At 68.5% G+C, this 22,467-nt stretch carries 24 protein-coding genes; 15 read left to right on the top strand and 9 right to left on the bottom strand.

Annotated features, from left to right (window positions below; genetic code table 11):
- The first annotated feature begins 42 nt into the window (after positions 1-42).
- The 5 genes from ACEQX1_RS08610 to ACEQX1_RS08590 are packed head-to-tail and all read left to right on the top strand — an operon-like array spanning position 43 to position 3,806.
- On the top strand, positions 43-906 hold the full coding sequence (locus ACEQX1_RS08610) for an STAS domain-containing protein (RefSeq protein ID WP_029702750.1): 864 nt from the start codon (positions 43-45) through the stop codon (positions 904-906).
- 3 nt (positions 907-909) lie between these two features.
- On the top strand, positions 910-1,278 hold the full coding sequence (locus ACEQX1_RS08605; RefSeq protein WP_029702749.1) for an STAS domain-containing protein: 369 nt from the start codon (positions 910-912) through the stop codon (positions 1,276-1,278).
- A gap of 10 nt (positions 1,279-1,288) precedes the next feature.
- A complete protein-coding gene (locus ACEQX1_RS08600) occupies positions 1,289-1,693 on the top strand; it encodes an ATP-binding protein (protein ID WP_210310069.1) in 405 nt (134 codons plus the stop codon).
- A complete protein-coding gene (locus ACEQX1_RS08595) occupies positions 1,690-2,691 on the top strand; it encodes an ATP-binding protein (protein WP_370193521.1) in 1,002 nt (333 codons plus the stop codon). Before ACEQX1_RS08600 ends, ACEQX1_RS08595 begins: the two co-directional genes overlap by 4 nt.
- A complete protein-coding gene (locus ACEQX1_RS08590) occupies positions 2,688-3,806 on the top strand; it encodes an ATP-binding protein (protein ID WP_024349350.1) in 1,119 nt (372 codons plus the stop codon). Before ACEQX1_RS08595 ends, ACEQX1_RS08590 begins: the two co-directional genes overlap by 4 nt.
- 49 nt (positions 3,807-3,855) lie before the next feature.
- Here the strand turns inward: ACEQX1_RS08590 and ltnD are convergent, their stop codons facing one another.
- The gene (gene ltnD / locus ACEQX1_RS08585; protein ID WP_024349349.1) at positions 3,856-4,749 is read right to left on the bottom strand and encodes an L-threonate dehydrogenase; all 894 of its coding nucleotides are present in this window, start codon (positions 4,747-4,749) and stop codon (positions 3,856-3,858) included.
- Positions 4,750-4,978: 229 nt separating this feature from the next.
- Here ltnD and ACEQX1_RS08580 point away from each other — a divergent pair, with 229 nt between their 5' ends.
- Complete coding sequence (locus ACEQX1_RS08580; RefSeq protein ID WP_370193514.1) at positions 4,979-6,244, top strand: FAD-dependent oxidoreductase; 1,266 nt, start codon at positions 4,979-4,981, stop codon at positions 6,242-6,244.
- Here ACEQX1_RS08580 and ACEQX1_RS08575 read toward each other — a convergent pair.
- Positions 6,241-7,188: a D-alanyl-D-alanine carboxypeptidase family protein gene (locus tag ACEQX1_RS08575; protein ID WP_370193513.1), complete on the bottom strand. Its 948-nt coding sequence runs from the start codon at positions 7,186-7,188 to the stop codon at positions 6,241-6,243. The two genes, ACEQX1_RS08580 and ACEQX1_RS08575, sit on opposite strands and share 4 nt — an antisense overlap.
- Before the next feature lie 309 nt (positions 7,189-7,497).
- Here ACEQX1_RS08575 and purU point away from each other — a divergent pair, with 309 nt between their 5' ends.
- Positions 7,498-8,352: a formyltetrahydrofolate deformylase gene (gene purU / locus ACEQX1_RS08570; RefSeq protein ID WP_024350696.1), complete on the top strand. Its 855-nt coding sequence runs from the start codon at positions 7,498-7,500 to the stop codon at positions 8,350-8,352.
- Positions 8,353-8,370: 18 nt separating this feature from the next.
- On the opposite strand, the gene ACEQX1_RS08565 is transcribed toward purU, so the two are convergent.
- The 4 genes from ACEQX1_RS08565 to ACEQX1_RS08550 all read right to left on the bottom strand — a co-directional run bounded on the left by ACEQX1_RS08565 (position 8,371) and on the right by ACEQX1_RS08550 (position 12,364).
- The gene (locus ACEQX1_RS08565) at positions 8,371-9,459 is read right to left on the bottom strand and encodes an ABC transporter ATP-binding protein (protein ID WP_370193511.1); all 1,089 of its coding nucleotides are present in this window, start codon (positions 9,457-9,459) and stop codon (positions 8,371-8,373) included.
- On the bottom strand, positions 9,456-10,280 hold the full coding sequence (locus ACEQX1_RS08560; protein ID WP_370193510.1) for an ABC transporter permease: 825 nt from the start codon (positions 10,278-10,280) through the stop codon (positions 9,456-9,458). The genes ACEQX1_RS08565 and ACEQX1_RS08560 overlap by 4 nt, the downstream gene beginning before the upstream one ends.
- Positions 10,277-11,194 carry an ABC transporter permease gene (locus tag ACEQX1_RS08555; protein ID WP_370193509.1) on the bottom strand — a complete coding sequence of 306 codons (918 nt, stop codon included), beginning with the start codon at positions 11,192-11,194 and terminating at the stop codon, positions 10,277-10,279. Before ACEQX1_RS08555 ends, ACEQX1_RS08560 begins: the two co-directional genes overlap by 4 nt.
- Before the next feature lie 72 nt (positions 11,195-11,266).
- Positions 11,267-12,364 (bottom strand): ABC transporter substrate-binding protein, encoded by a 1,098-nt coding sequence (locus ACEQX1_RS08550; RefSeq protein WP_370193508.1) that lies wholly within the window; start codon positions 12,362-12,364, stop codon positions 11,267-11,269.
- Positions 12,365-12,754: 390 nt separating this feature from the next.
- Here ACEQX1_RS08550 and ACEQX1_RS08545 point away from each other — a divergent pair, with 390 nt between their 5' ends.
- From ACEQX1_RS08545 to ACEQX1_RS08520, 6 genes are all read left to right on the top strand, one after another.
- Positions 12,755-13,438, top strand: coding sequence for a DUF1045 domain-containing protein (locus ACEQX1_RS08545; RefSeq protein ID WP_370193507.1), 684 nt, complete (start codon positions 12,755-12,757; stop codon positions 13,436-13,438).
- Between the two features lies 1 nt (position 13,439).
- The gene (locus ACEQX1_RS08540; RefSeq protein WP_370193506.1) at positions 13,440-14,576 is read left to right on the top strand and encodes an alpha-D-ribose 1-methylphosphonate 5-triphosphate diphosphatase; all 1,137 of its coding nucleotides are present in this window, start codon (positions 13,440-13,442) and stop codon (positions 14,574-14,576) included.
- On the top strand, positions 14,566-15,165 hold the full coding sequence (gene phnN / locus ACEQX1_RS08535; protein WP_370193505.1) for a phosphonate metabolism protein/1,5-bisphosphokinase (PRPP-forming) PhnN: 600 nt from the start codon (positions 14,566-14,568) through the stop codon (positions 15,163-15,165). The genes ACEQX1_RS08540 and phnN overlap by 11 nt, the downstream gene beginning before the upstream one ends.
- Positions 15,166-15,292: 127 nt before the next feature.
- A complete protein-coding gene (locus ACEQX1_RS08530) occupies positions 15,293-16,177 on the top strand; it encodes an SMP-30/gluconolactonase/LRE family protein (protein ID WP_370193504.1) in 885 nt (294 codons plus the stop codon).
- 51 nt (positions 16,178-16,228) lie between these two features.
- On the top strand, positions 16,229-16,840 hold the full coding sequence (locus tag ACEQX1_RS08525) for a glutathione S-transferase family protein (RefSeq protein WP_370193503.1): 612 nt from the start codon (positions 16,229-16,231) through the stop codon (positions 16,838-16,840).
- A gap of 98 nt (positions 16,841-16,938) precedes the next feature.
- Complete coding sequence (locus ACEQX1_RS08520) at positions 16,939-18,012, top strand: tartrate dehydrogenase (RefSeq protein WP_370193502.1); 1,074 nt, start codon at positions 16,939-16,941, stop codon at positions 18,010-18,012.
- Between the two features lie 66 nt (positions 18,013-18,078).
- On the opposite strand, the gene ACEQX1_RS08515 is transcribed toward ACEQX1_RS08520, so the two are convergent.
- Positions 18,079-19,020 (bottom strand): hypothetical protein, encoded by a 942-nt coding sequence (locus tag ACEQX1_RS08515; RefSeq protein ID WP_370193501.1) that lies wholly within the window; start codon positions 19,018-19,020, stop codon positions 18,079-18,081.
- A gap of 215 nt (positions 19,021-19,235) precedes the next feature.
- Here ACEQX1_RS08515 and ACEQX1_RS08510 point away from each other — a divergent pair, with 215 nt between their 5' ends.
- Both ACEQX1_RS08510 and ACEQX1_RS08505 read left to right on the top strand, forming a co-directional pair.
- Entirely contained in the window at positions 19,236-19,985 is a 750-nt protein-coding gene (locus ACEQX1_RS08510) for a response regulator transcription factor (protein WP_370193500.1), read from the top strand.
- Positions 19,982-21,235, top strand: a complete 1,254-nt coding sequence (locus tag ACEQX1_RS08505; protein ID WP_370196727.1) for an ATP-binding protein — start codon at positions 19,982-19,984, stop codon at positions 21,233-21,235. The genes ACEQX1_RS08510 and ACEQX1_RS08505 overlap by 4 nt, the downstream gene beginning before the upstream one ends.
- 3 nt (positions 21,236-21,238) lie before the next feature.
- Here ACEQX1_RS08505 and ACEQX1_RS08500 read toward each other — a convergent pair whose 3' ends face one another.
- Together ACEQX1_RS08500 and ACEQX1_RS08495 are read right to left on the bottom strand one after the other, a co-directional pair.
- Positions 21,239-21,796, bottom strand: a complete 558-nt coding sequence (locus ACEQX1_RS08500; RefSeq protein ID WP_370196726.1) for a metallophosphoesterase family protein — start codon at positions 21,794-21,796, stop codon at positions 21,239-21,241.
- Positions 21,797-22,011: 215 nt separating this feature from the next.
- The gene (locus ACEQX1_RS08495; protein ID WP_009211216.1) at positions 22,012-22,224 is read right to left on the bottom strand and encodes a cold-shock protein; all 213 of its coding nucleotides are present in this window, start codon (positions 22,222-22,224) and stop codon (positions 22,012-22,014) included.
- Positions 22,225-22,467 lie beyond the last annotated feature (243 nt).

The raw sequence follows: 22,467 nt of genomic DNA, 5'->3' as shown, positions 1-22,467 counted from the left end.
CCATAGACGGTCAGGGACATATCAGGACAGGCAAGGCACGAAATGGCGAGCGAAACGACGACGACGGCCTCTCTTCTGCAGGACGAATTCGAGAAGATCCTCTCCGCCTGGATGAAGGCCCAGGCCAAGGAAGGCGTCAAGCGGACGGACCTGGTCTCGGCGAAAGAGACCGAGCGCCAGAGCCGGGACCTCCTGACCGCGCTGGCACGGTCCAGCCAGACGGCGGCCACCGACGCCAGCTTCGACTTCGCCAATCCGGGCTGGGACCCGGTCCGCGACGCGATCGAGGAGATCACCGAGAGCCGCACCCAGCGCGGCGTGACGCCCTCGGAGATGGGCTGGTTCATCGCCTCCCTGAAGCAGCCGCTGTTCGACCATCTGGCCGCCGATCTGGCCGAAAAGCCGAAGCAGATGAGCGCCGAGCTCTGGAACACCACCCGCATGGTCGACCAGATCGTGCTGCAGGCGATCGAGTCGCTGGTGTCGAAGCGCGAAGCCGTCATCGAGCGCCAGCGCGAGGAGATGACCGAGGTTTCCGCGCCGGTCGTCAAGATCTGGGACCGCATCGTCACGGTGCCGCTGATCGGCACGCTGGATTCCTTCCGCGCCCAGACGGTGATGGAGAACCTCCTCGACGCCATCGTCCAGTGGGAAGCCGAGGTCGCGATCATCGACATCACGGGCGTGTCCACCGTCGACACGCTGGTCGCCCAGCATCTTCTGAAGACCGCCGCGGCCGTCCGCCTGATGGGTGCCCATTGCGTGATCTGCGGCATTCGCCCGAAGATCGCCCAGACGGTCGTCAATCTCGGCGTCGAGCTGCCCAACATCACCACCCGGGTCGATCTGCAGAGCGGACTCGCCTACGCCTTCGAGCGGATCGGCGTCTCCCCCAAGGAGCAGTGACGGGTGGAAGCCTCGGTTGGAACCACCCCGATCGTCACGATCACCGGCTGCGTCATCGTGGCGATCCGCGATGATCTGGACGATCACGACATCCTGGCCCTGCAGGACCAGCTGGTCGAGGAGGTGTCCCGCAAGAACGCCGTCGGCGTGATCATCGACATCGGCAGCCTGGAGATCGTCGACACCTTTGCCGGCCGGATGCTGGGCGCCATGGCGCAGATGGCGCGGATGATGAACGCCCGCACCGTCGTCGTCGGCATGCGTCCGGCGGTCGCCATGACGCTGGTCGAGCTGGGCATGACGCTCGAGGGCGTCGAGACCGCGCTGAACGCCGATCGGGCGATCAACCTGATCCTGGGCGAGCGGAACTAGGCGCCGTTTCTTGGCTGAGAGCGATCTGACCGTCACGCTGTCGCGCCCGAGCGACGTCGCCTACGCGCGCCAGGCCGCGATGCAGGCGATGACGTCGATCGGTGCGAGCGCGATCAAGAGGACGAAATTCGTCACCGCGGTGTCGGAGATCGCGCGCAATGCGATCGTCTACGGTCATGGCGGCAGAATCTCTTTCGAGATCGTGGGGAACGGCTCGCAGCGCCGCGTCGTTGCGGAGTGCACGGACAGGGGGCCCGGCATCGCCGACGTCAATCAAGCTTTGAAAGACGGCTTCAGCACCGGCAAGGGCCTCGGCCTGGGCCTCAGCGGAGCACGGCGCCTGGTCGACCGGTTCAAGATCACGTCGTCGTCCGATACGGGCACGACCGTCATATTGGAGTGCGCGTGTCGATGATCTCACTGCCGATCCTGGAAACCAGTCAGATCGGCGCCGCGCGCAGACGAGCCCTGCAGGAAGCCGAGACAATTGGACTATCGGAGGACGATCGCGACCGGCTGGCGCTGGTCGTGACCGAAGCGGGCACCAATCTCCTGCGCCATGCCACCGGCGGCGAGATCCTCCTGTGCCCGCACCAGGGCAAGACCACGGCCGGCATGGATGTCATCGCCCTCGACGACGGCCCGGGCCTGCCGAATGTCGAAGCGGCCATGGCCGACGGCTTCACCACGGCCGAGGAAGGCGAGCGCAGCCTCGGCAGCGGGCTGGGCGCCATCGCCCGCATGTCGGATGGCCTCGACATCTACAGCGACAGCCGCGGCACCACCCTGACGGTCAGCATCGGCAAGACCGGCCGCCCGGCCAGGGGGCCGATGGAAACCGCCGGCCTGATCGTACCCAAGCCCGGCTTCGACGCCGGCGGCGACATCTACGGCATCCGCAAGGATGGCAGCGCCACGATGATCATGCTGATGGACGTGCTCGGTCACGGACCGACCGCCGCCAAGGACGCCGAGACCGGCCTGGCCGCGTTTCTCGCCGCCAAAGGCAAGTCACTGGAAGACACCGAGATCTTCGTCGCCGACGCCATGGCCGGCAGCCGCGGGGCGGCGTCGCTGATCGTCGAACTGCCCCATGGCGGCGACAGGCTGCGGGCCCTCGGCCTCGGCAACATCAAGGGCGAGATCATCTCGGCCGACGGCAGCCGCCACGGCATCCCCTCCTCGCCCGGTATCGTCGGCGCCTCGACCCGCCGGCCCCGGGTCACCGAACATGCATGGGGAAAGGGCGCCATGCTGCTCCTCACCACCGACGGCCTGAAGGGCGGCGAGCGCTTCCCCGAACCGTCCGCCCTGTTCTTCCGCGACGTCCTGACCATCGCGGCAACGCTCTACAAGCGGCGCCGGCGCGGGAGCGACGACAGCGGTGTCGTCATCGCGCGGGCCCGCCAATGAAAGCCGTCGTCACCTCGATCAATCTCGAGCAGGATGCGGATGTCTCGCATACCCGCCGCACCGCCCGGCTGATCGCCAAGGTCGCCGGGGCGCCGGCCCGCGACCAGATCCGCTTCGCCACCGCCGTCTCCGAGATTTCCCGCAACGCCCTGCAATACGCCAAGGGCGGCGTCACCGAATTCGCCTTCGACCGCAGCGCCAAGATCACGCGGCTGATGGCGCGGGTGCAGGACAAGGGCGGCGGCATCGCCGCGGTCGAGACCATGCTGCGCGGCCGCCACCAGTCCCATACGGGCCTCGGCCTCGGCCTGAGCGGCTCGCAGAAGCTCGTCGACGATTTCGACCTGAAGACGGGCTCGGGCGGCACCGTCATCACGCTGGGGCTGCAGCTCGCCACGACGAAGCGGCCCGAGGAACTGGCGGTGGCCACCGCCTCGGCGCTGGTGGAGGCGAGCCACGGGTCGCCGATGGAGGAACTGGCCGAGCAGAACCGCGCGCTGCGCGATTCTCTGGCCGAGCAGCAGTTCCTGCTGCGCGAACTGCATCACCGCACCAAGAACAATCTCGCCATCATCCAGTCACTGGCGATCATGCAGGCGCGACAGGCGACCACCGAGGAAACGCAGGACGCGCTGTCGGTGCTGACCAACCGCATCCAGGCCTTCGCCAACGCCCACAATTTCCTGCACCGGGCCGAGGACGTCACCCAGGTCGATCTGCAGCAGCATCTGGAAAGCCTGACCGACCGGCTGGCATCAGCGATGGGCGATCACCAGCTCACCATCACCTGTAAGGTCGATGCCGTGCCGGTCGCCTTCGACACGGCCACCGAGCTCGCCCTCATCGTCAACGAGCTGGTCACCAACGTCACCAAGCACGCCATGCAGGCAGGCCAGACCAAGGGGCGCGTCACCATCGAGGCGCATCAGTCGGACGGCACGCTGCATCTGCGGATTGCCGACGACGGCGAGGGACTGGCCGATGCCGAGACGGTGCTGCGCAATTCCAAGTCGCTTGGCTGGCGGATCGTCGAGGGCTGCGTGCGCAAGCTCAACGGCACGATCGACGTCGATGGCAGCGACGGGCTCGCCATCTCCCTGACCTTCCCGATCTGATCCCGCGCCAAGGAACGGGCGGCACGCCGTGTGCCGCCCTGCCCGTCGGTCAGTGCTTGCCGGAATCCGGCAGGTCGATGCCCGGGAACACCTTGATGACCGCGCTGTCGTCCCACTGGCCGTAGCCGGCGTTGCTGGCCGTGGCGAACATCGAATAGGCGGTGGTGGCCAGCGGCAGCGGGAACTTCATCGCCAGGCCGGTCTCGGTGACGAGGCCGAGATCCTTGACGAAGATGTCGACCATCGAGGTCGGGGTGTAGTCGCCATCGACCACGTGGCGCATCCGGTTCTCGAACATCCAGGAATTGCCGGCCGCGTTGGTGACGACGTCGTACATGGTCTCGAGCGGGATATTCGCCTTGGCGGCCAGGGCCATCGCCTCGGCGCCGGCGGCGATGTGCACGCCGGCCAGAAGCTGGTGGATGATCTTCACCGTGGCGCCGTCACCGATCTTCTCGGAAATCCGGTAGACCTTGCCGGCCACCGCATCGAGCACCGGCTGGAGCTGGTCGAAGACGGCAGCCGGACCGGCGGCCATGACCGTCATCTCGCCCGAGGCCGCCTTGGCGGCGCCGCCCGAGACCGGCGCGTCGAGCATGGTCAGGCCGGCGGCCTCCAGTTCGGCGGCGATGGCCTTGGCGTCGGCGACCGAGATCGTGGCGGAGACCATGACCGGCGTTCCGGCCTTCAGATGCGCGGCGAGGCCCTTCTCGCCGAACAGCGCGTCGCGGCACTGGGCGGCGTTGACGGTGAGCAGGATAACGGCATCGAGATCGCCGGCGAAGTCGCGCCCGTCGCTGGCCGCACCGGCTCCGCCAGCCTTGACGAAGGCCTCGCAGGCCGTGTCGCGCGGGTCGATGCCGTAGGTGGTCAGGCCCGCCGCGACGCAGGAGGTCGCCGCGCCCATGCCCATCGAGCCCAGGCCGACCACGGCGACGCGCATCGACCCGCCTGTTGCGCCTGCGGCGGTGTTGTCCTCGTTACCCATCGTCGTCTTCCCCTCTTGGTCGATTCCCGCACGGCGGCGCGTGACATCATCATCGGTCATGCTGACATAGTCGGGCGAGCCCCCGGCAGTCTACCGCCCCGCCCGATCGCGTGCCGCCGGACCACAGGATAGGGGCGCGCTGGCGTGTTCGTGATCGCGGCGGGATTGCCCTGCGGCCAAGGGGATGCTTGGCGACAGATCAGGACCGGGCGGCGGCGCTGCCGCCCTTGCGAACGGAGCCAAGCCCCTGCCCGAGACCCACAGCCGCCGACGCAAGCATCTGGTGCTTCTGGGCGCCGGCCATTCCCATGTGGCAGTCCTGAAAGCGTTCGGCGAGCGGCCGCATCCCGATGTCGACCTGACGCTGGTCACGCGAGACGTCGCCACGCCCTATTCCGGGATGCTGCCGGGCTTCGTGTCCGGGCAATACACCCATGCCGACCTGCATATCGACGCGGGCGGGCTTGCCCGCTTTGCCGGCGCGACGCTGGTGACCGGCGACGCGACGGGCCTCGACACCACCGGCCGGACCCTCAGCATCGCCGGCCGGCCGCCGCTTGCCTACGACCTCCTGTCGATCGACATCGGTTCCGCGCCGAGCCGGCCCGCCGGCATGCCGGGCATTCCGGTCAAGCCGATCGGCGGGTTCGTCGAGCGGCTGGAGAATCTGTCGGCAGAGCTGGCCGCAAACCCGGACCCCGTTCGCATCGCCGTGATCGGCACCGGGCCGGCCGGGGTCGAACTGGCCCTGGCGCTGGAACGTCGCCTGTCGGGCGTCGCCTCGCAGGACAAGGAACGCGGCGCGGCGAAGGTCTCGATCCGATTGCTCGGCCGCGCCGGCACGATTCTTCCCGAACGCAGCCGGCGCACCCAGCGCCGCATCGCCGCCACGCTCGCGCGCCGGGGGATCGACCTGCGGACAGGCTTCGACGTCACCGGCTTCGAGCGCGGTATGGTACGGGCAGCGGACGGCCGTACGGTTGCCGCGGACATGCTGCTCTGGGCTACCAGCAGCGCTGCCGCGCCCTGGCTACGGGAGACGGGCCTTGCCTTGGACGAACAGGGCTTCGTGCGGGTGGATGCCTGCCTGCGAACGCTCTCGCATCCGGAGATCTTCGCCGCCGGCGACATCGCCGCGCTGCCCGATCCCCGGCCCAAGGCCGGTGTCTTCGCCGTCAGGCAAGGCCCGGTGCTGGCAGAGAATTTGCGCCGCGCGATCGACGGCGACGCGCTGCAAGCCTACCGGCCCCAGAAGCACTGGCTGACGCTGCTCTCCACTGCCGACGGCCGGGCGGTCGCCGACAAATGGGGCCTGTCGCTGGAAGGGCGCTGGGTCTGGCGCTGGAAGAACTGGAACGACCGCCGCTTCGTCGACGGCTACAACGCCATCGCCGCATCCGCCGGCCACAAGGCTGGCGATGCCGCCCGCAACAGCGCCCGACGCGACTAGCGGGTCAGGGAGAGACCCGGCAGCCCGGCCATGGCGCCGGATGCGGGGCCGAGATACTGGTCGATCAGCGCCTCGACCCTGGCATTGCGCTCGCGCCCGGTGCGGCCGCCCATCACCACGACGATGATCCGCCGGCCCCGGCGGGTGGCGGTGGCGGCCAGATGGAAGCCGGCGTCGCGGATATAGCCGGTCTTCAGGCCATCGACGCCCTCAACGCTGCCGAGCAGCTTGTTGGTGGCGTTGTAGCGGCGGCCATTATAGTCGAAGCCAGTCCGGGTGAAGAGCGAGGCATAGGCCGGAAAGCGGTTCAGCAGGGCCCGGCCGAGGGTCGCCATGTCGCGGGCCGTCGAGATCTGACCCTCGTCCGGCAGGCCGGAGGCATTGACGAAGCGCGTCCGGCTCATGCCGAGCGCGCGGGCCTTGGCGGTCATGGCATTGGCGAAATTGGCCTCGCTGCCACCGAGGTTCTCCGCGATCACCGTGGCGACGTCATTGGCCGATTTCACCGCGATCGCCTGGGCGGCGTCGGCGACCCGGATCGTTTCGCCGGCCTTGAGGCCGAGCTTGGAGGGCGGCTGCGACGCGGCGTTCTCGCTGACCCGCAACTCGCTGCTCATCGACAGCCGACCGGCCTCGATGGTCTCGAACAGGAGATACAGCGTCATCATCTTGGTGAGCGAGGCGGGATAACGCAGGCCGTCGGCCGCATCCTCGTAGAGCGTGCGGCCGCTGGCAAAATCTAGCACCAGCGTCGATTCCCCGCGCACTTCCGCGATACCCGGCGACGCCGTGGCCGCGCCGACCCGGGCATAGGGCAAGAGCCCGGCGGTCGTCAGCTCGGTCGACTGGCAGGCGACGAGCGTCAGCGCCAGGAGCGCGGCAAGCGCGGCCTTGAGGGATGCGAGCGGGCGAAGCCGGAACGACAGGCGCTGGGTCAAGATCATCTCGTCTGGATCGGATGGCCGAAAGCTAAGTCGTCCCGGCACGGCCCTGTCAAATAACAGTCCCGCCTTCATGATCGCTTAACGCTGGTTGTGCTTTCGCGACCACACCTCCCCGGGGTGGCAGAAGACACGCCGTCCGTGTCGCGGCGCCGCGCCGGGGGTGCAAGGCGGCAGTGGCGTTCCCATGTTGCGGCGGTCTAGAAGGGCCGACAGGTCGCAGACCGACGGCGGCGCCCGGTCGCCCGCCCGTCATCCCCGCCGTGCCCCGTCCCGAACGTCTTCCCGTCGCCCATCCATCCCGGACCCGCCATGACCGAACACGCCTTCATCCTCACCCTGTCCTGCAGCGACCAGCCGGGCATCGTCGCCGCGGTGACGACCGAACTGGCCGATGCCGGCGCCAACATCGCCGAAAGCGCCCAGTTCTGGGATCGCCAGACGGGCCGGTTCTTCCTGCGGATCGCCTTCACGGCGCCGGCGAGCGCCAGCCGCGACGCCCTTGAGCGCCAGCTCGCGCCGGTGGCCGCGCGGTTCGACATGAAGCTCGCCATCACCGACGAGGCACGGGTGCCGAAGATCATCCTGATGGTCTCGAAATTCGACCACGCGCTGCTGCACCTGCTCTACCAGATCAGGGTCGGCTGGCTGCGGGCGGAAGTCGTCGCCATCGTCTCCAACCACGAGGATTCGCGCCGCACGGCCGACCACGAGGGCGTGCCGTTCCACCATTGGCCGGTGACGCGCGAGACCAAGGCCGAACAGGAGGAACGGGTCCTGAAGCTGGTGCGCGACAGCGATGCCGACCTCGTCGTCCTCGCCCGCTACATGCAGGTTTTGTCGGACAATCTCTCGCGGCGGCTGTCGGGGAAGGTGATCAACATCCACCATTCCTTTCTGCCCAGCTTCAAGGGCGCCAAGCCCTACCACCAGGCCCATGAGCGGGGCGTCAAGCTGATCGGCGCCACCGCCCACTACGTCACCGCCGATCTCGACGAGGGCCCGATCATCGAGCAGGAGACCGAGCGGGTCAGCCACGCCATGTCGCCCGACGACTTCGTCGCCGTCGGCCGCGACGTGGAAAGCCGGGTGCTGGCCCGGGCTGTGAAGATGCATCTGGAACGCCGGGTGATGATCAACGACCACCGCACCGTTGTCTTCCGCTGATCGGTGCGGTCATCCTGCTCAGGCGGGCTCGGCTGCCTTTGCCGACGGCGCGTCGTCCGCCTGGAGCGCGAAGACGTCGGCCGGTGAGAAGTGCAGATCGACCCGCGCGCCGCGCGCCGGCGGCGGCGTCGTCGGTCGGTTGAAGGTGTCGGCGAGGACCGTGCCGTCGGCGACATTCAGCTTCAGCCGCACCACCGAGCCGAGGAAATGCGCGTCCTCGACCACGCCGACGAGCCGGTTGGTCCGATCCGGCGACGCCTCCAGTCGCATCGCCTCGGGGCGGAGCGCCAGGGTCACCGGCATACCCGCAGCGCCGGGAAGTGGTTCGGCGAGGATGATCGGGCAGCCCTCGACCATGACCGATCCGTCCGCCGCGACGATCCCCTCGACCCGGCTCAGCGTGCCGACGAACCCCGCGACGAAGCGGCTTTGTGGCCGGTTGTAGATGGCGAAAGGCGCGTCGCACTGTTCGATCCGGCCTTCGCTCATCACCACGATGCGGTCGGACATGGACAGCGCCTCCTCCTGGTCGTGGGTGACGAAGATCGTGGTGATACCGAGTTCGCGTTGCAGCGCGCGGATCTCCTCGCGCAGCGACAGGCGGATCTTGGCGTCGAGGGCAGACAGGGGCTCGTCGAGCAGCAGCACCCGCGGGCTCGGCGCGAGCGCGCGGGCCAGCGCCACACGCTGCTGCTGGCCGCCAGAGAGCTGGTAGGGGTAGCGGTCGCCAAGATGCGGCAGGCCGATCAGCGTGAGCATTTCCTCGACGCGGGCCGAGATCTGCTGCTTCGACCGACCGGCGACCTTCAGGCCGAAGGCGACATTGTCGGCCACCGACAGGTTGGGGAACAGCGCGTAGGCCTGGAACACCATGCCGATCCGCCGCCGGTTCGGCGCCAACGCGGTCACGTCCTCGCTGTCGATGACGATGCGCCCCGCCGAGGGTGTCTCGAAGCCGGCGATCATGCGCAGCATCGTCGTCTTGCCGCAGCCGGACGGGCCGAGGAAGGACACGAACTCGCCCTTCGCCACCTCGAGGGAGAAGTCGCGCACGACGGTGCTCGGCCCGAAGCTCTTCGACACGCCGTGAATTTCCAGAAAGCTCATCGCGCGGCACGCCTTGCAAGCTTGAACAGGGAACGCCCGGATCGCCGCCGCCCCGGCGCGCGGTTGGCGAAGAGCTGCAGGAGACCCATGCAGGCCCAGGTGATGGCGAAGGCGATCATCGCCAGCGCCGCCGGCTCGTAGGCCCGGTTGGCGCCGATCAGGGCGAGATAGGGGCCGAAGCCCGGGCGGTTGAGAAGGCTCGCCAGCACGAACTCCCCGATGACGATGGCGAAGGTCAGGAAGGCGCCGGACAGGACCGCGGCCCGCACATTGGGCAGGATCACTCGGAACAGGATCGTCGCGCGCTTCGCCCCGAGGCTTTCGGCCGCCTCGGTCAGGGTGCGGATGTCGATCGCCGCCATGCCGGTGTCCACGGCCCGGAACATGTAGGGCAGCGACAGGACCACATAGCCGAAGACCAGGAGGAGATTGGTTCCGCCCGCACTGTTGGTGAAGGGCAGCCAGGACGAGGAATTGTAGAGCCGGATATAGCCGAAGACGAGGACGATGGGCGGGATCACCAGCGGCAGCAGGGTGATGAACTCGACCAGCGGCCGCAGCTTCGCAAAGCGCAGGCGGACCCAGTAGGCCGTTGGCACGACGAGCAGCGCGCCGAGCACGATGGTCGCCAGGGCCGCGATGACGGAGAAGCCGAAGGTCGTGCGGAACTGCGGGTCGGCGAAGACCACGCGGTAGGCCTCGAAGCTCCTGATGCCGCGCAGCATCGACAGCGAGAACTCGAAGGTCGCGACCAGCGGCAGGACGAAATAGAGGGCGCCGAGGAAGACGATCACGGCCGGACCGCTGCGCGAGGCGTTCATCGCTGCCACCGTTCGGCGCGCGTGCGCAGCCACAGATAGAGAAGGTTGGAGCAGCCGGTGATGACGATCATGCCGAAGGCCAGCGCGTAGCCGAGATTGGGATTGTAGAGAACGTCGCCGCGGATCTGCGCATAGAGCAGGATCGGCACGATGTTCAGCGACGATCCGGTCAGCGCATAGGCGGTGGCGATGGCGCCGAAGGAATTGGCGAAGAGCAGGAGGAAGCAGCCGAGGATCGACGGCGCCAGCACCGGCAGCGCCACCATCCGCCAATATTGCCAGCGGGTTGCGCCGAGGATCGACGCGGCCTCGCGCCATTCGCCCTTCAGCCCGTCGAGGGCCGGCGTGACGATGAGCACCATCAGCGGGATCTGGAAGTAGAGATAGGTGATCGTCAGGCCCCAGAAGGACAGGAGGTTGAAGCCGAGAGCGTAGATGTTGACGCCTGCCGCCTCCTTCAGGAACAGCGTCACCAGACCGAGCCTGCCGAGGGTGGCCAGGAAGGCGAAAGCCAGCGGAATGCCGGCGAAGTTCGAGGCGACGCCGGAGAAGGTGACCACGGTGGGCCGAATCCAGGCCGGCAGCCGGCCGTGGACGATGGCGTGGGCGAGGAAGAAGCCGATCAGCGCGCCCAGCGCCGCCGAGGCGAGGCTGACCTGGATCGAGATGGCATAGGCCGCCATGATCTGGGGCGTGAACAGGCCGAGAATGTTGTCGAAGGTGAAGGCGCCGCTGCGATCCTGGAAGGCGCCGGCGACGAGGTAGAGCGTCGGCCCGATCAGGAACAGGATGGCGAAGCCGAAGAAGGGCGCGAGGCCCAGCCAGGCAAAGGAACGCGATGGCCGGCGCGACGGCGCCGCGCCCGTTCTGCCGTGGGCGGCCCCAGCCGTGGCTGCGTCGATGGCTGCGCCCATGATCCCCCGCTGCTGACAAATCCGGACGGAAGGGGCGGCAAACGGGCCGCCCCTTCCGAAATCGCTGTGTTGTTACTGGACGGTGGCGCCGACGACGCTGTCCCACTTGGCGGCGATCTCGGCCTTGGCGGCGTTCTGATCGTCGAGGGTCGGGAACACGGCCTTCTCGTAGGCTTCGGCCGGCGGCAGCTTGTCGAGCAGGTCCTGCGGGATCTTGCCGGCCTTCGACATGGCGTTGAAGCGGATCGGGTGGCAGTAGCCCTTCAGCCAGGTCAGCTGGCCCTCGTCGGAATACAGATACTCCATCCAGAGCTTGGCGGCGTTCGGATGCGGCGCGTAGGCGCTGATTGCCTGGACGTAGACGCCGGCGACGACGCCGTCGGACGGCACCACGACCTCGATCGGCGGGTTGCCGTTGAGATTGTCGCGCATCGACAGGAGGTTGTAGTCCCAGTTCATGGCGACCGGCGTGGTGCCCTGGGCGATCGGAGCCGCCTCGGCGTCGACGGTCACGAAATTACCGGCTTCGTTGAGTTCCTTGAAGAACTCGAGACCGGCCGTCGCGGCCTCCATGCCGGTCTTGCCGCCCCGGGCGATGCCGGCTGCATAGAGCGACATGATGGCGTTGTTGGCGCTGCGCGGATCACCGGCAAGGGCGACCGAATTGGCGTAGTCGGACTTGAGGAGATCCTCGAAGCTCTGCGGCGCGGTGTCGATGACGTCTTTGTTGATGCCGAAGGCCAGCACGCCGTAATAATCGCCGTACCAATAACCGTCGGCATCCTTGGCGTCGTCCGGAATCTCGTCCCAGGTCGCGACCTTGTAGGGCATCAGCAGGTCTTCGGCCTTGGCAGACGGGCCGAATGACAGGCCGACATCGATGACGTCGGGTGCCTGCGGGCCGGTGTTGCCCTTGTTGGCCTTGATCGCCTCGATCTCGTCGCCCGAGCCCGCATTCGGGTTCAGCTCGTTGATCTCGATGCCGTACTTGGCCTTGAAGCCCTCGATCATCTCGCCGTAATTGCACCAGTCGTGCGGCAGCGCGATCGTGGTCAGCTGGCCTTCCTTCTTGGCGGCGGCCACGAGATCGTCCATCGACATCTCGCCGGACTGGGCGAAGGCGAGGCTGGTGGACAGCGACAGGACCGTCGCCAGTGCCGTCGTGGACATGCGGGAAATCTTCATGGGTCACCCTCTGGGGAGCCGCGGCCATTGACGGCGCGGGCGAAAAACCGGATTGCGCCTCCGTTGCGGGGAAGCGCCAGTCCGGTAGCACCGGCCCATGACAGTTGCGTGTCGCATGCATCGCCAGGGCCACTGGCGCACAGGGCTTGCCGGTGTCATCAAGCGGACAGGCGCGGGCGCTAGAAGCGGTCGCGATCCGCGCCGGTCCCCGCTGTCGCGGCAACCTTCGGGTGCCGTGCGACACCTCCGCAGGGTGGCCGGATCGAAATGCCGCTTATATCCCCCGCGGACCCACCCTCTCCCGCGACCAAGCCGAGCGCGAGCGTCGCCGACTGACATGCCCTTCCGCTGCCCTCCAGTCCCAGGACCCTGACCATGCGCGCCGCGATCTATTTCACGCCCCCCGCCGGCGCGCCGCTGACCCGCACCGCCGCCGAATGGCTGGGTCGCAGCGCCTTCGACGGCGAGCCGACCCGAGACTCCGATCCGGCCGTCGATCCGCTCGTCGCATCACCGGCGCGCTACGGCTTTCATGCGACCATGCGCGCGCCGTTCCGGCTCGCCGAGGGCGTCGATCTGTCCGAGGTAGATGCGCGGCTGGCGGCCTTCTGCGCCTCGCGCGACCCGGTGCGGATCGCAGAGCTTGTGCTGGCGAGGCTCGGACCGTTCTTCGCGCTGGTGCCCGAGAGCGCGCCGCCGGCCCTCGGCGAACTGGAATCGGCCGTCGTCCGCAGCTTCGAGCCGCTGCGCGCCCCCGCCACGGCCGAGGAGATCGCGCGCCGCAAGCCGCACAAGCTGACCGAACGCCAGCGCGACTATCTGGAGAAATGGGGCTATCCTCACGTCTTCGAGGAATTCCGCTTCCACATGACCCTGACCGGCAAGGTTCCGGCCGCCGAGCGCAAGCCCGTCGAAGCGCGGCTGCGCGACAGATTCGCCCCATTCGATGGCGCCCCGCTTGCCATCGACCATCTGGCTCTCTTCATAGAGCCGGAGCCGGGCGCACCGTTCCGCGTCCATTCGGTCCATCCGTTCCGCCGCCCTTCGGAAGAAGCCTGACATGCCCGACGAGACCATCCTCACCAATGCCCGCATCGTCACGCCGGAGGCGGTGATCGACGGCCATGTGGTGCTGCGCGACGGCGTGATCGCCGGCTTCGACGAAGGCCCGGCCAGCGGCGAGGACATGGGCGGCGACATCCTCATTCCCGGCCTCGTCGAACTGCACACCGACCATATCGAGGGCCATTTCAATCCGCGGCCGCGGGTGATGTGGAACAAGATGGCCGCCATCCAGGCGCACGACAACCAGATCGCCGGCTCCGGCATCACCACCGTCTTCGACGCGCTCAGGGTCGGCACCGAGGAGAACGGCACGCTGACCGCCGACGACATGGCGGAGATGGGCCGGACCATCGACCGCGCCGTCACCGAGGGGCGGGTTCGGGCCGACCATTACATCCATCTGCGCTGCGAGGTCTCGGCTGCGGACGTGGTCGAGGGCTTCGACAAGATCGCCGCCAATCCGCGGCTGAAGCTGGTATCGCTGATGGATCATGCGCCCGGCCAGCGCCAGTTCGCCGACATGGACGCCTATCGCGCCTATTTCCAGAAGAAGCTGAACCTGTCGGATGCCGATTTCGACGCCTTCAGCGCCCGCCGGCTCGCCGAATCCGAGCGCCATGCGCCGCCCGCCCGGCGGGCCATCGCCGGGGTCTGCCGGGAGCGCGGCATCGCTGTCGCCTCCCATGACGACGCCACCGCGGCCCATGTCGCCGAAGCCATCGAGCTGGGCACCCGCATCGCCGAGTTCCCGACGACGGTCGAGGCGGCCGCCGCTTCGCGCGATGCCGGGCTGCACGTCCTGATGGGCGCGCCCAACATCGTGCGCGGCGGCTCGCATTCCGGCAACGTCTCGGCGATCGAGCTCCTGCGCCGGGGCACCCTGGATATCCTGTCCTCGGACTATGTCCCCTTCTCCATGCTGCAGGCGGTGTTCGCTTTGGCCGAAAGCGGCGAATGCGACCTTCCGGCGGCGATCCGGCTGGTCACCGCCAATCCCGCCGCCGCCGTCGGCCTCGCGGATCGCGGCGCCATCGCCGAAGGGCTGCGCGGCGATCTGGTGCGGGTTTCCACCAGCGCCGGCGATCCGCCGGTGGTGCGCGCGGTCTGGCGGGAGGGCCGGCGTGTCGCCTGATCCCGCACGCAGCGCAGGCGGAACGGCCCCGAGCGGCCCCGGCCTGTTCGTCGCCGTGGTCGGCCCGAGCGGCGCCGGCAAGGACACGCTGCTGGCGCTGGCGGCGGAAGATCTGGCGAAGACACAGGGCATTGTCTTTGCCCGGCGGATCGTGACCCGGGACGCCATCGCGGCCATCGAGGATCACGACGTGATGAGCCCTGCCGACTTCGCCGCGGCGGAGGCGTCGGGAGCGTTCTGCCTGTCGTGGCGGGCGCACGGTCTCGCCTATGGTTTGCCGGCGTATCTGAAGACCGCGCTGACGGACGGAACCACTGTCGTCGCCAATGTCTCGCGCCGGGTCCTCGCCCAGGCCGCAGAGCGCTTCGCACGGCTCGCCATCGTCGAGATCACCGCGCCGCCCGCCGTGCTCGTCGCCCGCATCGCCGCGCGCGGCCGCGAAACGCCGGAGGAGATTTCCGCCCGCATCGCCCGGCAGGTGGAACTGAGCGTGCCGCCCGGCGCCGAGGCGCATCATCGCATCGTCAATGATGGCAGCCCGCAGGACGGCCGCCGCAAGCTCCTCGAGATCCTGCGCGCCGCAAGCTGACCGTCCTCGCAGGCCAAGGCTCGACAGGGGCGGCCGGCCAAGTCATCTTCGGCCCCGATTTGCGGCGGCGCGCGTCCGCCGCGCTGCGGCTGCCGAGCCGCCAAGAGGACAATCCGGACCCAGCATCATGCGCGACGCCGACATATCCGTCAGCCTCTATTCGAACATCGCCTGCCGGCTCGGCGAAGGCCCGACCTACGATCCGGCGACGGACACCGCCTTCTGGTTCGACATCGAGGGCCGGATGCTGCTGGAAAAGCGCGGCGATGCGGCCGAGGCGACGGCGCACCCGCTGCCGGTGATGGCCAGCGCGCTGCAGGTAATCGACGGCGAGAGGCAGATGATCGCCGCCGAGGACGGGCTGTATATCCGGGAGACCGCCACCGGCCGCCTGTCCCTGCACACACCGCTGGAAGCCGACAACCCGGTCACCCGCTCCAATGACGGCCGCGTCCATCCCTCCGGTGCCTTGTGGATCGGCACCATGGGCAAGCACGCCGAGCCGCAGGCCGGGGCGATCTACTGGTATCGCGCCGGCGAGCTGAAACGCCTCTATGCCGGGATCGGCATTCCGAACTCGATCTGCTTTTCGCCCGACGGCGCCATCGCCTATTTCGTCGACACGCAGGCAAACCGCCTGATGCGCGTCGCGGTCGATCCGGCCAGCGGCCTGCCGGTCGCCGACCCGGTGCTCTTCCACGACCATTCCGGCGGCGACGGCGGCCTCGACGGTTCGGTCTGCGACGCCGACGGCACGCTCTGGAATGCCCGCTGGGGCAGTGGCACGCTCGACGCCTATTCGCCGGACGGCGTGCGCGTCCGGAGCGTCGCGCTCGGGGCGCGGCAGGTCACCTGCCCGTCCTTCGTCGGCCCGAATGCCGACCGGATGATCGTCACCTCGGCCTGGACGGGCCTCGACGAGGCCGGACGGCGCGCCGATCCCGATGCCGGCAAGACCTTCCTCGTCGATCTGCCGGTGCGCGGCCGGCTCGAACCGAAGCTGGTGCTGTGATGGAAACCGTCCGGCTTTGCGAAACCGCCCCTTACGAGCGCGAGCGCTGACATGCCGACGCTCCTGAAGAACAACACCTCGCCCTTCGCCCGGATCGCCCATGCCGCGCTGATCGACGCGGCGGTGCCCGATCTGACTGTCCAGATCGCCGACCAGTGGAACGACGATCCGGCACTGCTGGCCGTCAACAGCGCCGGCCGCGTGCCCTGCCTCGTCCTCAACGACGGCACGGCGATTGCCGAATGCCTGCTGATCGCACGCTACGCCGACAACGTGGGGGCGGCGCCGGCGCCCGGGAACGACGCTCCGCGGATCCTGTCGATCGCCGGCCTGGCGCTGGGGGTCTGCGACGCCGCGGTGCAGACGCTGGTCGGCCGCAAGATCGTCAGCGGCGATTTCGCCGACACGACCTTCGACGCCAGCCCGATCGGCCGCAAGCGCCGTCGCACGATGGCGGACGGGCTGGCCGAACTCGACGCCCGGATCGACGCGGCGCCCGGCGAACGGCTCGATCTGGCAAAAATCGCCGCGGTCACGGCGCTCGACTATGTGGCGCTGCGGTTTCGCGGCGCCGACTGGGTTCCCGAGACGCTGCGGCTGAAGGCCCTGCGCGCGACGACAGCGGACCGACCGGCGTTTCGCGACACGCGGCCATTCCTATGACGGGCTTACTTCCGCTATAGCTCGTTCGCGGGTCGCGCGCGGCCCTCCCATTCCACTTCGCCGGCGCCGCCGGCCATCGCAGCCAGAACGAGGTCTCCATGTCATCCAACGCGCTCAGGATCGCGGTCATCGCCGGCGACGGCATCGGCAAGGAAGTCGTTCCGGAAGGATTGCGGGTCCTCGAAGCGACTGCCGCGAAATTCGACCTGGCGCTGGAGTTCGACGAATTCGACTTCGCTTCCTGCGACTATTTCGCCAAGCATGGCGAGATGATGCCGGGCGACTGGAAGGCGCAGATCGGCGGCCATGACGCGATCTATTTCGGCGCCGTCGGCTGGCCGGAGACCGTGCCCGACCACATCTCGCTCTGGGGCTCGCTGCTGAAGTTCCGCCGCGAGTTCGACCAGTACGTCAATCTGCGCCCGGTCAAGCTGATGCCCGGCGTCAAGAGCCCGCTGGCCGGCCGCGAGCCGGGCGACATCGACTTCTTCGTGGTGCGCGAGAACACCGAGGGTGAGTATTCCTCGGTCGGCGGCCGGATGTTCGAGGGCACCGACCGCGAATTCGTGCTGCAGGAGACGGTGATGACGCGGACCGGCGTCGACCGCATCCTGCGCTACGCCTTCGATCTCGCCCAGACCCGCGAGAAGAAGCACCTGACCTCGGCGACCAAGTCCAACGGCATCTCGATCAGCATGCCCTATTGGGACGAGCGGGTGGAGGAGATGGCGAAATCCTATCCCGACATCGCCTGGGACAAGTACCATATCGACATCCTGACCGCCCATTTCGTGCTGAATCCGGACCGGTTCGACGTCGTCGTCGCCTCGAACCTGTTCGGCGACATCCTCTCCGATCTCGGCCCGGCCTGCACCGGCACGATCGGCATCGCGCCGTCAGGCAACATCAATCCCGAGCGCGACTTCCCCTCGCTGTTCGAGCCAGTCCACGGCTCGGCGCCGGACATTGCCGGCAAGGGCGTCGCCAATCCGGTCGGCCAGATATGGGCCGGCGCGATGATGCTCGACCATCTCGGCCACAAGGACGCCGGTGCGGCGATCGTTCGGGCGATCGAGACCGTGCTGGCGGAAGACAAGCTGCGCACCGGCGATCTCGGCGGCCCGCTCGGCACGGTCGATTGCGGCAAGGCCATCGCCGACGCGCTCGGCTGAGACCACGCATGAAAACGGCCGGCCCCGAAGGGCCGGCCGCCTGTCGTTCGTCAGGAGATGACAGGATCAGCCGCGGTCGGGGCGCTGCTTGCCACCGCCGTGGTGACGCTCATGACGGCGTTCGCCGCCATCGCGCTTGTCGCCGCCGTGATGCCGGCGATGCATCTCGCCATGGTCACGGCCACCGCCGCGCTCCATCCGGCCGTGATGTCCGCCGCGCTCGCCGCCGCGACCACCGCGCATTTCCATGCGGGCATCGCGCATCATCGAGCGCACGATCTTGCGGGCCGTGGTGACCTGCTCCGGCGTCAGCGTCGTCTGCAGATCGGCCAGCGCGCTCTTCAGCGTCTCGGCCTTGTCGCCGCGCTCGATGGCGCGGTCGGCCATGCGGTCCAGCATCCGGAAGGCGCGGTCGCCCCGCGCGGCCGCGTCGTCACCGGCCTCGGGCGCATCGGCCTCGGCCATGGTGTCCGCCTCTTCCGTCTCGTCCGCATCGATCGTGGTCTGATCGTCGGCGGCCTCGTCATCGGCGGCATCGGCCGGGCCGGCGTCGTCATTCGGCATCATCCGCATGCCGCCACGGTCGTTGCCCCGGCCCATGCGCGGCGGCTGCGAGGCGTCGGCGAAGTCCACCAGCGCCGCAGTGAAGGCGCGCCAGCTTTCCATCTGGTCGGGCCGCACGCCGATGCCGGTCTCGATCGCGGCGAGCGCGCCGGCGACCTTGGCCGGGGTGAACATGCGGTGCATGGCGTGATGTCCGCCACGGCCCCCACGGCCGGCCCGATGATGCTTGCCGCCGCGCTCGCGCCGATGCTCGGCGACCCGCTTGTTGTCGCCGCGCTGGCCGGCATTTTCGGAAGCGGCTGTGGCTGCGGCCGGCGCGGCGGGTGCCGGCGTCGTCTGGGCGAAGGCCGAGGTGGCGGCGGCGCTGGCGAGGAGCGCGGCGCCGGCGAGACCCAGAAGGCGGTGCGAACGGCGGGTGTTCGTCTGGCTGTGCTTGGAGGTCATGGAGATTTCCTTCCCTTGGTGACTACCGAAACCGAAGCTAGTGCGCCGATGTTGCGAGGATGCGGCAGAATGTTGCGAAGCGTGTCGCCGACACGGAAACTTGTTACGCAATGTTGCGGGCCGCGGTTCCTGCAACGCGCCGTTACAAGAATGGTCTCGCGTCCCGCGCGCAGCCCGGTCACAAAAGGGCGAGAGCCATCATTCGAGAGCCCCGCATGAGCCAGCCCCACATCCTCGTCGTCGACGACGACCCCGAGATCGGACGCCTGCTCGGCAAATATCTGGAGAGCCAGGGCTTCCGTTGCACCATCGCCGCCAGCCGGCGGGCCTGCGAACAGAAGATCGCCGACGCCCGCATTGATCTCGTCGTGCTCGACGTGATGCTGCCCGACGGCTCGGGTCTCGACATCTGCCGCGACCTGAAGGACCGGCGGCCGGAGATCGCCATCATCCTCCTGACCGCGCTGAAGGAAGACGTCGACCGGATCATCGGGCTGGAGATCGGCGCCGACGACTATCTGGGCAAGCCGTTCAATCCGCGCGAACTGGCCGCGCGCATCCGCGCCGTGCTGCGCCGTGGCGGCGGCGGAGACGCCGCCCCGGGCGAGGCCGCACCGACGCGCTTCACCTTCGAAGGCTTCACCGTCGATCCCGAGCGGCGCCTCGCCACCGACCCGAACGGGGCCGAAGTGGTCCTGACCGGGGCCGAGTTCGATCTCCTGATGATCTTCCTGGAGCGGCCGGGCCGGGTCCTGTCCCGCGACATTTTAATGGATCTCCTGCACGGGCGCACCGCCGACCCCTTCGACCGCTCGGTCGACGTGACGATGAGCCGACTGCGGCGCAAGTTCAACGATGGCGGCGTGTTCCGGCTGTTCAAGACGGTGCGCAATGGCGGCTACCAGTTCGCCGCCCGGGTGGAGCGGAGCGAAGCCGCCACGGGCACCGGGGATGGCCAGCCATGAGATCGCTGCGCTCGCGCCTGGCGCTGCTCCTGGTCCTCGCCATTGTCGGGGTCGTGGCTGTCGCCTCGCTGGTCTCCATCGTCGTCCTGGAACGGCCGGACCGCGACAGTTTTCGCGAGGTCTTCGCCGAGGAGGTACGTATCGTCGCCGCCCTGCTGGTCGAGGACCCGGCGGCCGCCGACAGGCTCGGCATCGAGGTCGGTCCGGAGCCGGTGCGCGAAGACGACATGCGGGTGCGCGACGCCCGCGGCATCGCCAGCGCCGTGGCGGCCAAGGGCTTGTCGATCCCGGTACGGGTCGTCGGCGACCCGGCCGCGCGCACCCGGCAACTGGCGCTGGAGTTTGCGCCGGGCCGCTGGGCCTATCTGCCCTATACCGGGTTTCCGCCCCGCAACTGGCCGATCTTCGTCTTCTACATGACGCTGGTCGTCGTCGGCGCCGCCGCGGTCTCGATCTTCGTCGCCACCAAGATGACCCGCCCCTTGCGCATTCTCGACCAGGCGGTCTCCACCGTCGGCCGCGACGGCCTGCCCGCCCATATTCCCGAGGATGGGCCGGCCGAAGTACGGGCCACCGCCGCCGCGCTCAACCGGCTGACGACACGGGTGCGCGAGGCGGTGGAAAGCCGCATGCGTCTCGTCGCGGCCGCCGGCCACGATCTGCGCACGCCGATGACGCGGATGCGGCTGCGCGCCGAGTTCCTGCCCGACGAGGACCGGGAGGTCTGGCTGAAGGACCTGGCCGAGCTCGACCGCATCGCCGACAGCGCGATCCGGCTGGTGCGCGAGGAAGTGGATGCAGGTTCGCTCGAAGAAGTGCGGCTCGATCGCCTGCTCACCGAGATCATCGCCGAGCTGCGCGAGATCGGTCGGCCGGTGGAGCCGCCCCGTCTCGATGGGCCGGCGCTGTCGATCCGGGCCCGGCCGCTGGCGGTCAAGCGGGCGCTGCGCAACCTCGGCGACAACGCCGCCGTGCATGGCGGGGGCGCCCGGGTTGCGCTGGCCCGCGACGGGCAGGACGCCGTGGTCAGCCTCGCCGACGACGGGCCGGGCATTCCCGAAGAGCTGCTCGGACGCGCCTTCGAGCCGTTCTTCCGGGTCGATCTCGGCCGCCGCCAGTTCAAGCCGGGTGCCGGTCTGGGCATGGCCATCGCCAAGGAGATCATCGATCAGACCGGCGGCTCGATCGTGGTCGCCAACCGCGCCGGCGGCGGTCTCGACCAGACCATCCGGCTGCCGCTGGCGGACTGACGCCTACGGCCTCGCGGGGCTCGCCTGGGTTTTGGAAGACGTCTTGTCGGCAGGACCGGTCGCCTTGCGGCGCTGCGGCCGCGAGGCCAGCATCTCGTCCAGCGTGACCGGCCGGAAGTCCCAGGCATCGACGCCCACATCGAACTGACGGGTCATCTTCTTCAGCCGTCCGTGGGAATGGCCATGCAGGTCGATGGCGCCCTTGCCCATGCCGTTCCACGTCCGGAAGGCGTAATGGCACAGCACGACGCGGCGGTCGTCGATGGTGAGTTCGCGATAGGCCTGGACGGTTTCCCAGCCGGGCGCGGCGATCGTGTCGGCATCGTCGTTGTTGCCGGTGACGAGCTGCTTGCGACCATTGAGGCGGGACAGAAGCGCGGCCTTGGCGGCGGCATCGCCGCGCGCGAAATCGCCGAGATGCCAGACGATGTCGTCCGGCCCCACGACGGCGTTCCAGCGATCGATCAGCGCGGCATCATGGTCGGCAAGATCGGCAAAGGGGCGCCGGTCGATCCGCAGGACGCGTGGATCGTTGAAATGCGTGTCGGCCGTGACGAACATCGATCGGTCTCGTTGCCGTGCCGGGCCTCAGGAAGGTCCGGCACGGTCGTGTCTGCCACCCGCGGCGGGCATCCGGGCGATCGCTTCGGCCAGGCCGGTGCAGCGATCGAGCCCGTCTGCGGGCAGGTCGATCAGCGGGCGTTTCGGCGCCTGCCGGAAACCGTCTCGCGACGGGGCCCGACGGGGAGCGGACGAAACGGTCCTTGCTGGCCGAATTATGCGGGCTGAATGTTGACCGCCTTGGGGCCCTTGCCGCGCGGATCGGGTTCCGTGTCGAAGGAAACCTTCTGATTCTCCGTGAGGGAAGTCATGCCGGAGCGCTCGACGGACGAGATGTGCACGAACACATCGCTTCCGCCCGCATCCGGACTAATGAAGCCGAAGCCCTTGTCCATGTTGAAGAACTTCACCGTACCAGTCTGAGCCATTTTACTACCTGTTTTTCCAGTCGGCGCCGGACGTACCGCCCGCGCGCCGGCACAGAATGGTGGGCAATGACGCGCGATGCAAGCGGGGGCTGTCCCGGAATGACGATATTCCGCTGCGGCAGTGCACAGTGCATGCACCATCGGGACCGCGATCGCCGCGCAAAAACTGCCGGCGCGGGCGGCCCGGACAGCACCGTCAGGCGCCGTTTCGGTTGAGCCGCGGCCCTGCCTGTGCAATAGGGG

Origin of the sequence: Aurantimonas sp. (genome assembly GCF_964217435.1) — a bacterium.
GTDB classification, from domain to species: Bacteria; Pseudomonadota; Alphaproteobacteria; order Rhizobiales; family Rhizobiaceae; genus Aurantimonas; species Aurantimonas coralicida.
The sequence above is the reverse complement of the archived record's forward strand: the minus strand, read 5'-3'. Positions and strand labels throughout refer to the sequence as shown.

Excerpts from the sequence above, each read along its gene's own strand:
- ltnD (WP_024349349.1), bottom strand. The coding sequence starts at position 4,749 with ATGCGCGTCGCCGTGGTCGGCCTGGGCTCGATGGGCATGGGCGCGGCG.
- ACEQX1_RS08595 (WP_370193521.1), top strand. The coding sequence starts at position 1,690 with ATGATCTCACTGCCGATCCTGGAAACCAGTCAGATCGGCGCCGCGCGC.
- ACEQX1_RS08590 (WP_024349350.1), top strand. The coding sequence starts at position 2,688 with ATGAAAGCCGTCGTCACCTCGATCAATCTCGAGCAGGATGCGGATGTC.
- ACEQX1_RS08565 (WP_370193511.1), bottom strand. The coding sequence starts at position 9,459 with ATGAGCTTTCTGGAAATTCACGGCGTGTCGAAGAGCTTCGGGCCGAGC.
- ACEQX1_RS08580 (WP_370193514.1), top strand. The coding sequence starts at position 4,979 with ATGCTTGGCGACAGATCAGGACCGGGCGGCGGCGCTGCCGCCCTTGCG.
- ACEQX1_RS08520 (WP_370193502.1), top strand. The coding sequence starts at position 16,939 with ATGTCATCCAACGCGCTCAGGATCGCGGTCATCGCCGGCGACGGCATC.
- ACEQX1_RS08575 (WP_370193513.1), bottom strand. The coding sequence starts at position 7,188 with ATGATCTTGACCCAGCGCCTGTCGTTCCGGCTTCGCCCGCTCGCATCC.
- ACEQX1_RS08545 (WP_370193507.1), top strand. The coding sequence starts at position 12,755 with ATGCGCGCCGCGATCTATTTCACGCCCCCCGCCGGCGCGCCGCTGACC.
- ACEQX1_RS08550 (WP_370193508.1), bottom strand. The coding sequence starts at position 12,364 with ATGTCCACGACGGCACTGGCGACGGTCCTGTCGCTGTCCACCAGCCTC.
- ACEQX1_RS08540 (WP_370193506.1), top strand. The coding sequence starts at position 13,440 with ATGCCCGACGAGACCATCCTCACCAATGCCCGCATCGTCACGCCGGAG.
- ACEQX1_RS08530 (WP_370193504.1), top strand. The coding sequence starts at position 15,293 with ATGCGCGACGCCGACATATCCGTCAGCCTCTATTCGAACATCGCCTGC.
- ACEQX1_RS08505 (WP_370196727.1), top strand. The coding sequence starts at position 19,982 with ATGAGATCGCTGCGCTCGCGCCTGGCGCTGCTCCTGGTCCTCGCCATT.
- ACEQX1_RS08555 (WP_370193509.1), bottom strand. The coding sequence starts at position 11,194 with ATGGGCGCAGCCATCGACGCAGCCACGGCTGGGGCCGCCCACGGCAGA.
- ACEQX1_RS08500 (WP_370196726.1), bottom strand. The coding sequence starts at position 21,796 with ATGTTCGTCACGGCCGACACGCATTTCAACGATCCACGCGTCCTGCGG.
- ACEQX1_RS08510 (WP_370193500.1), top strand. The coding sequence starts at position 19,236 with ATGAGCCAGCCCCACATCCTCGTCGTCGACGACGACCCCGAGATCGGA.
- ACEQX1_RS08610 (WP_029702750.1), top strand. The coding sequence starts at position 43 with ATGGCGAGCGAAACGACGACGACGGCCTCTCTTCTGCAGGACGAATTC.
- ACEQX1_RS08560 (WP_370193510.1), bottom strand. The coding sequence starts at position 10,280 with ATGAACGCCTCGCGCAGCGGTCCGGCCGTGATCGTCTTCCTCGGCGCC.
- ACEQX1_RS08515 (WP_370193501.1), bottom strand. The coding sequence starts at position 19,020 with ATGACCTCCAAGCACAGCCAGACGAACACCCGCCGTTCGCACCGCCTT.
- ACEQX1_RS08525 (WP_370193503.1), top strand. The coding sequence starts at position 16,229 with ATGCCGACGCTCCTGAAGAACAACACCTCGCCCTTCGCCCGGATCGCC.
- purU (WP_024350696.1), top strand. The coding sequence starts at position 7,498 with ATGACCGAACACGCCTTCATCCTCACCCTGTCCTGCAGCGACCAGCCG.
- ACEQX1_RS08495 (WP_009211216.1), bottom strand. The coding sequence starts at position 22,224 with ATGGCTCAGACTGGTACGGTGAAGTTCTTCAACATGGACAAGGGCTTC.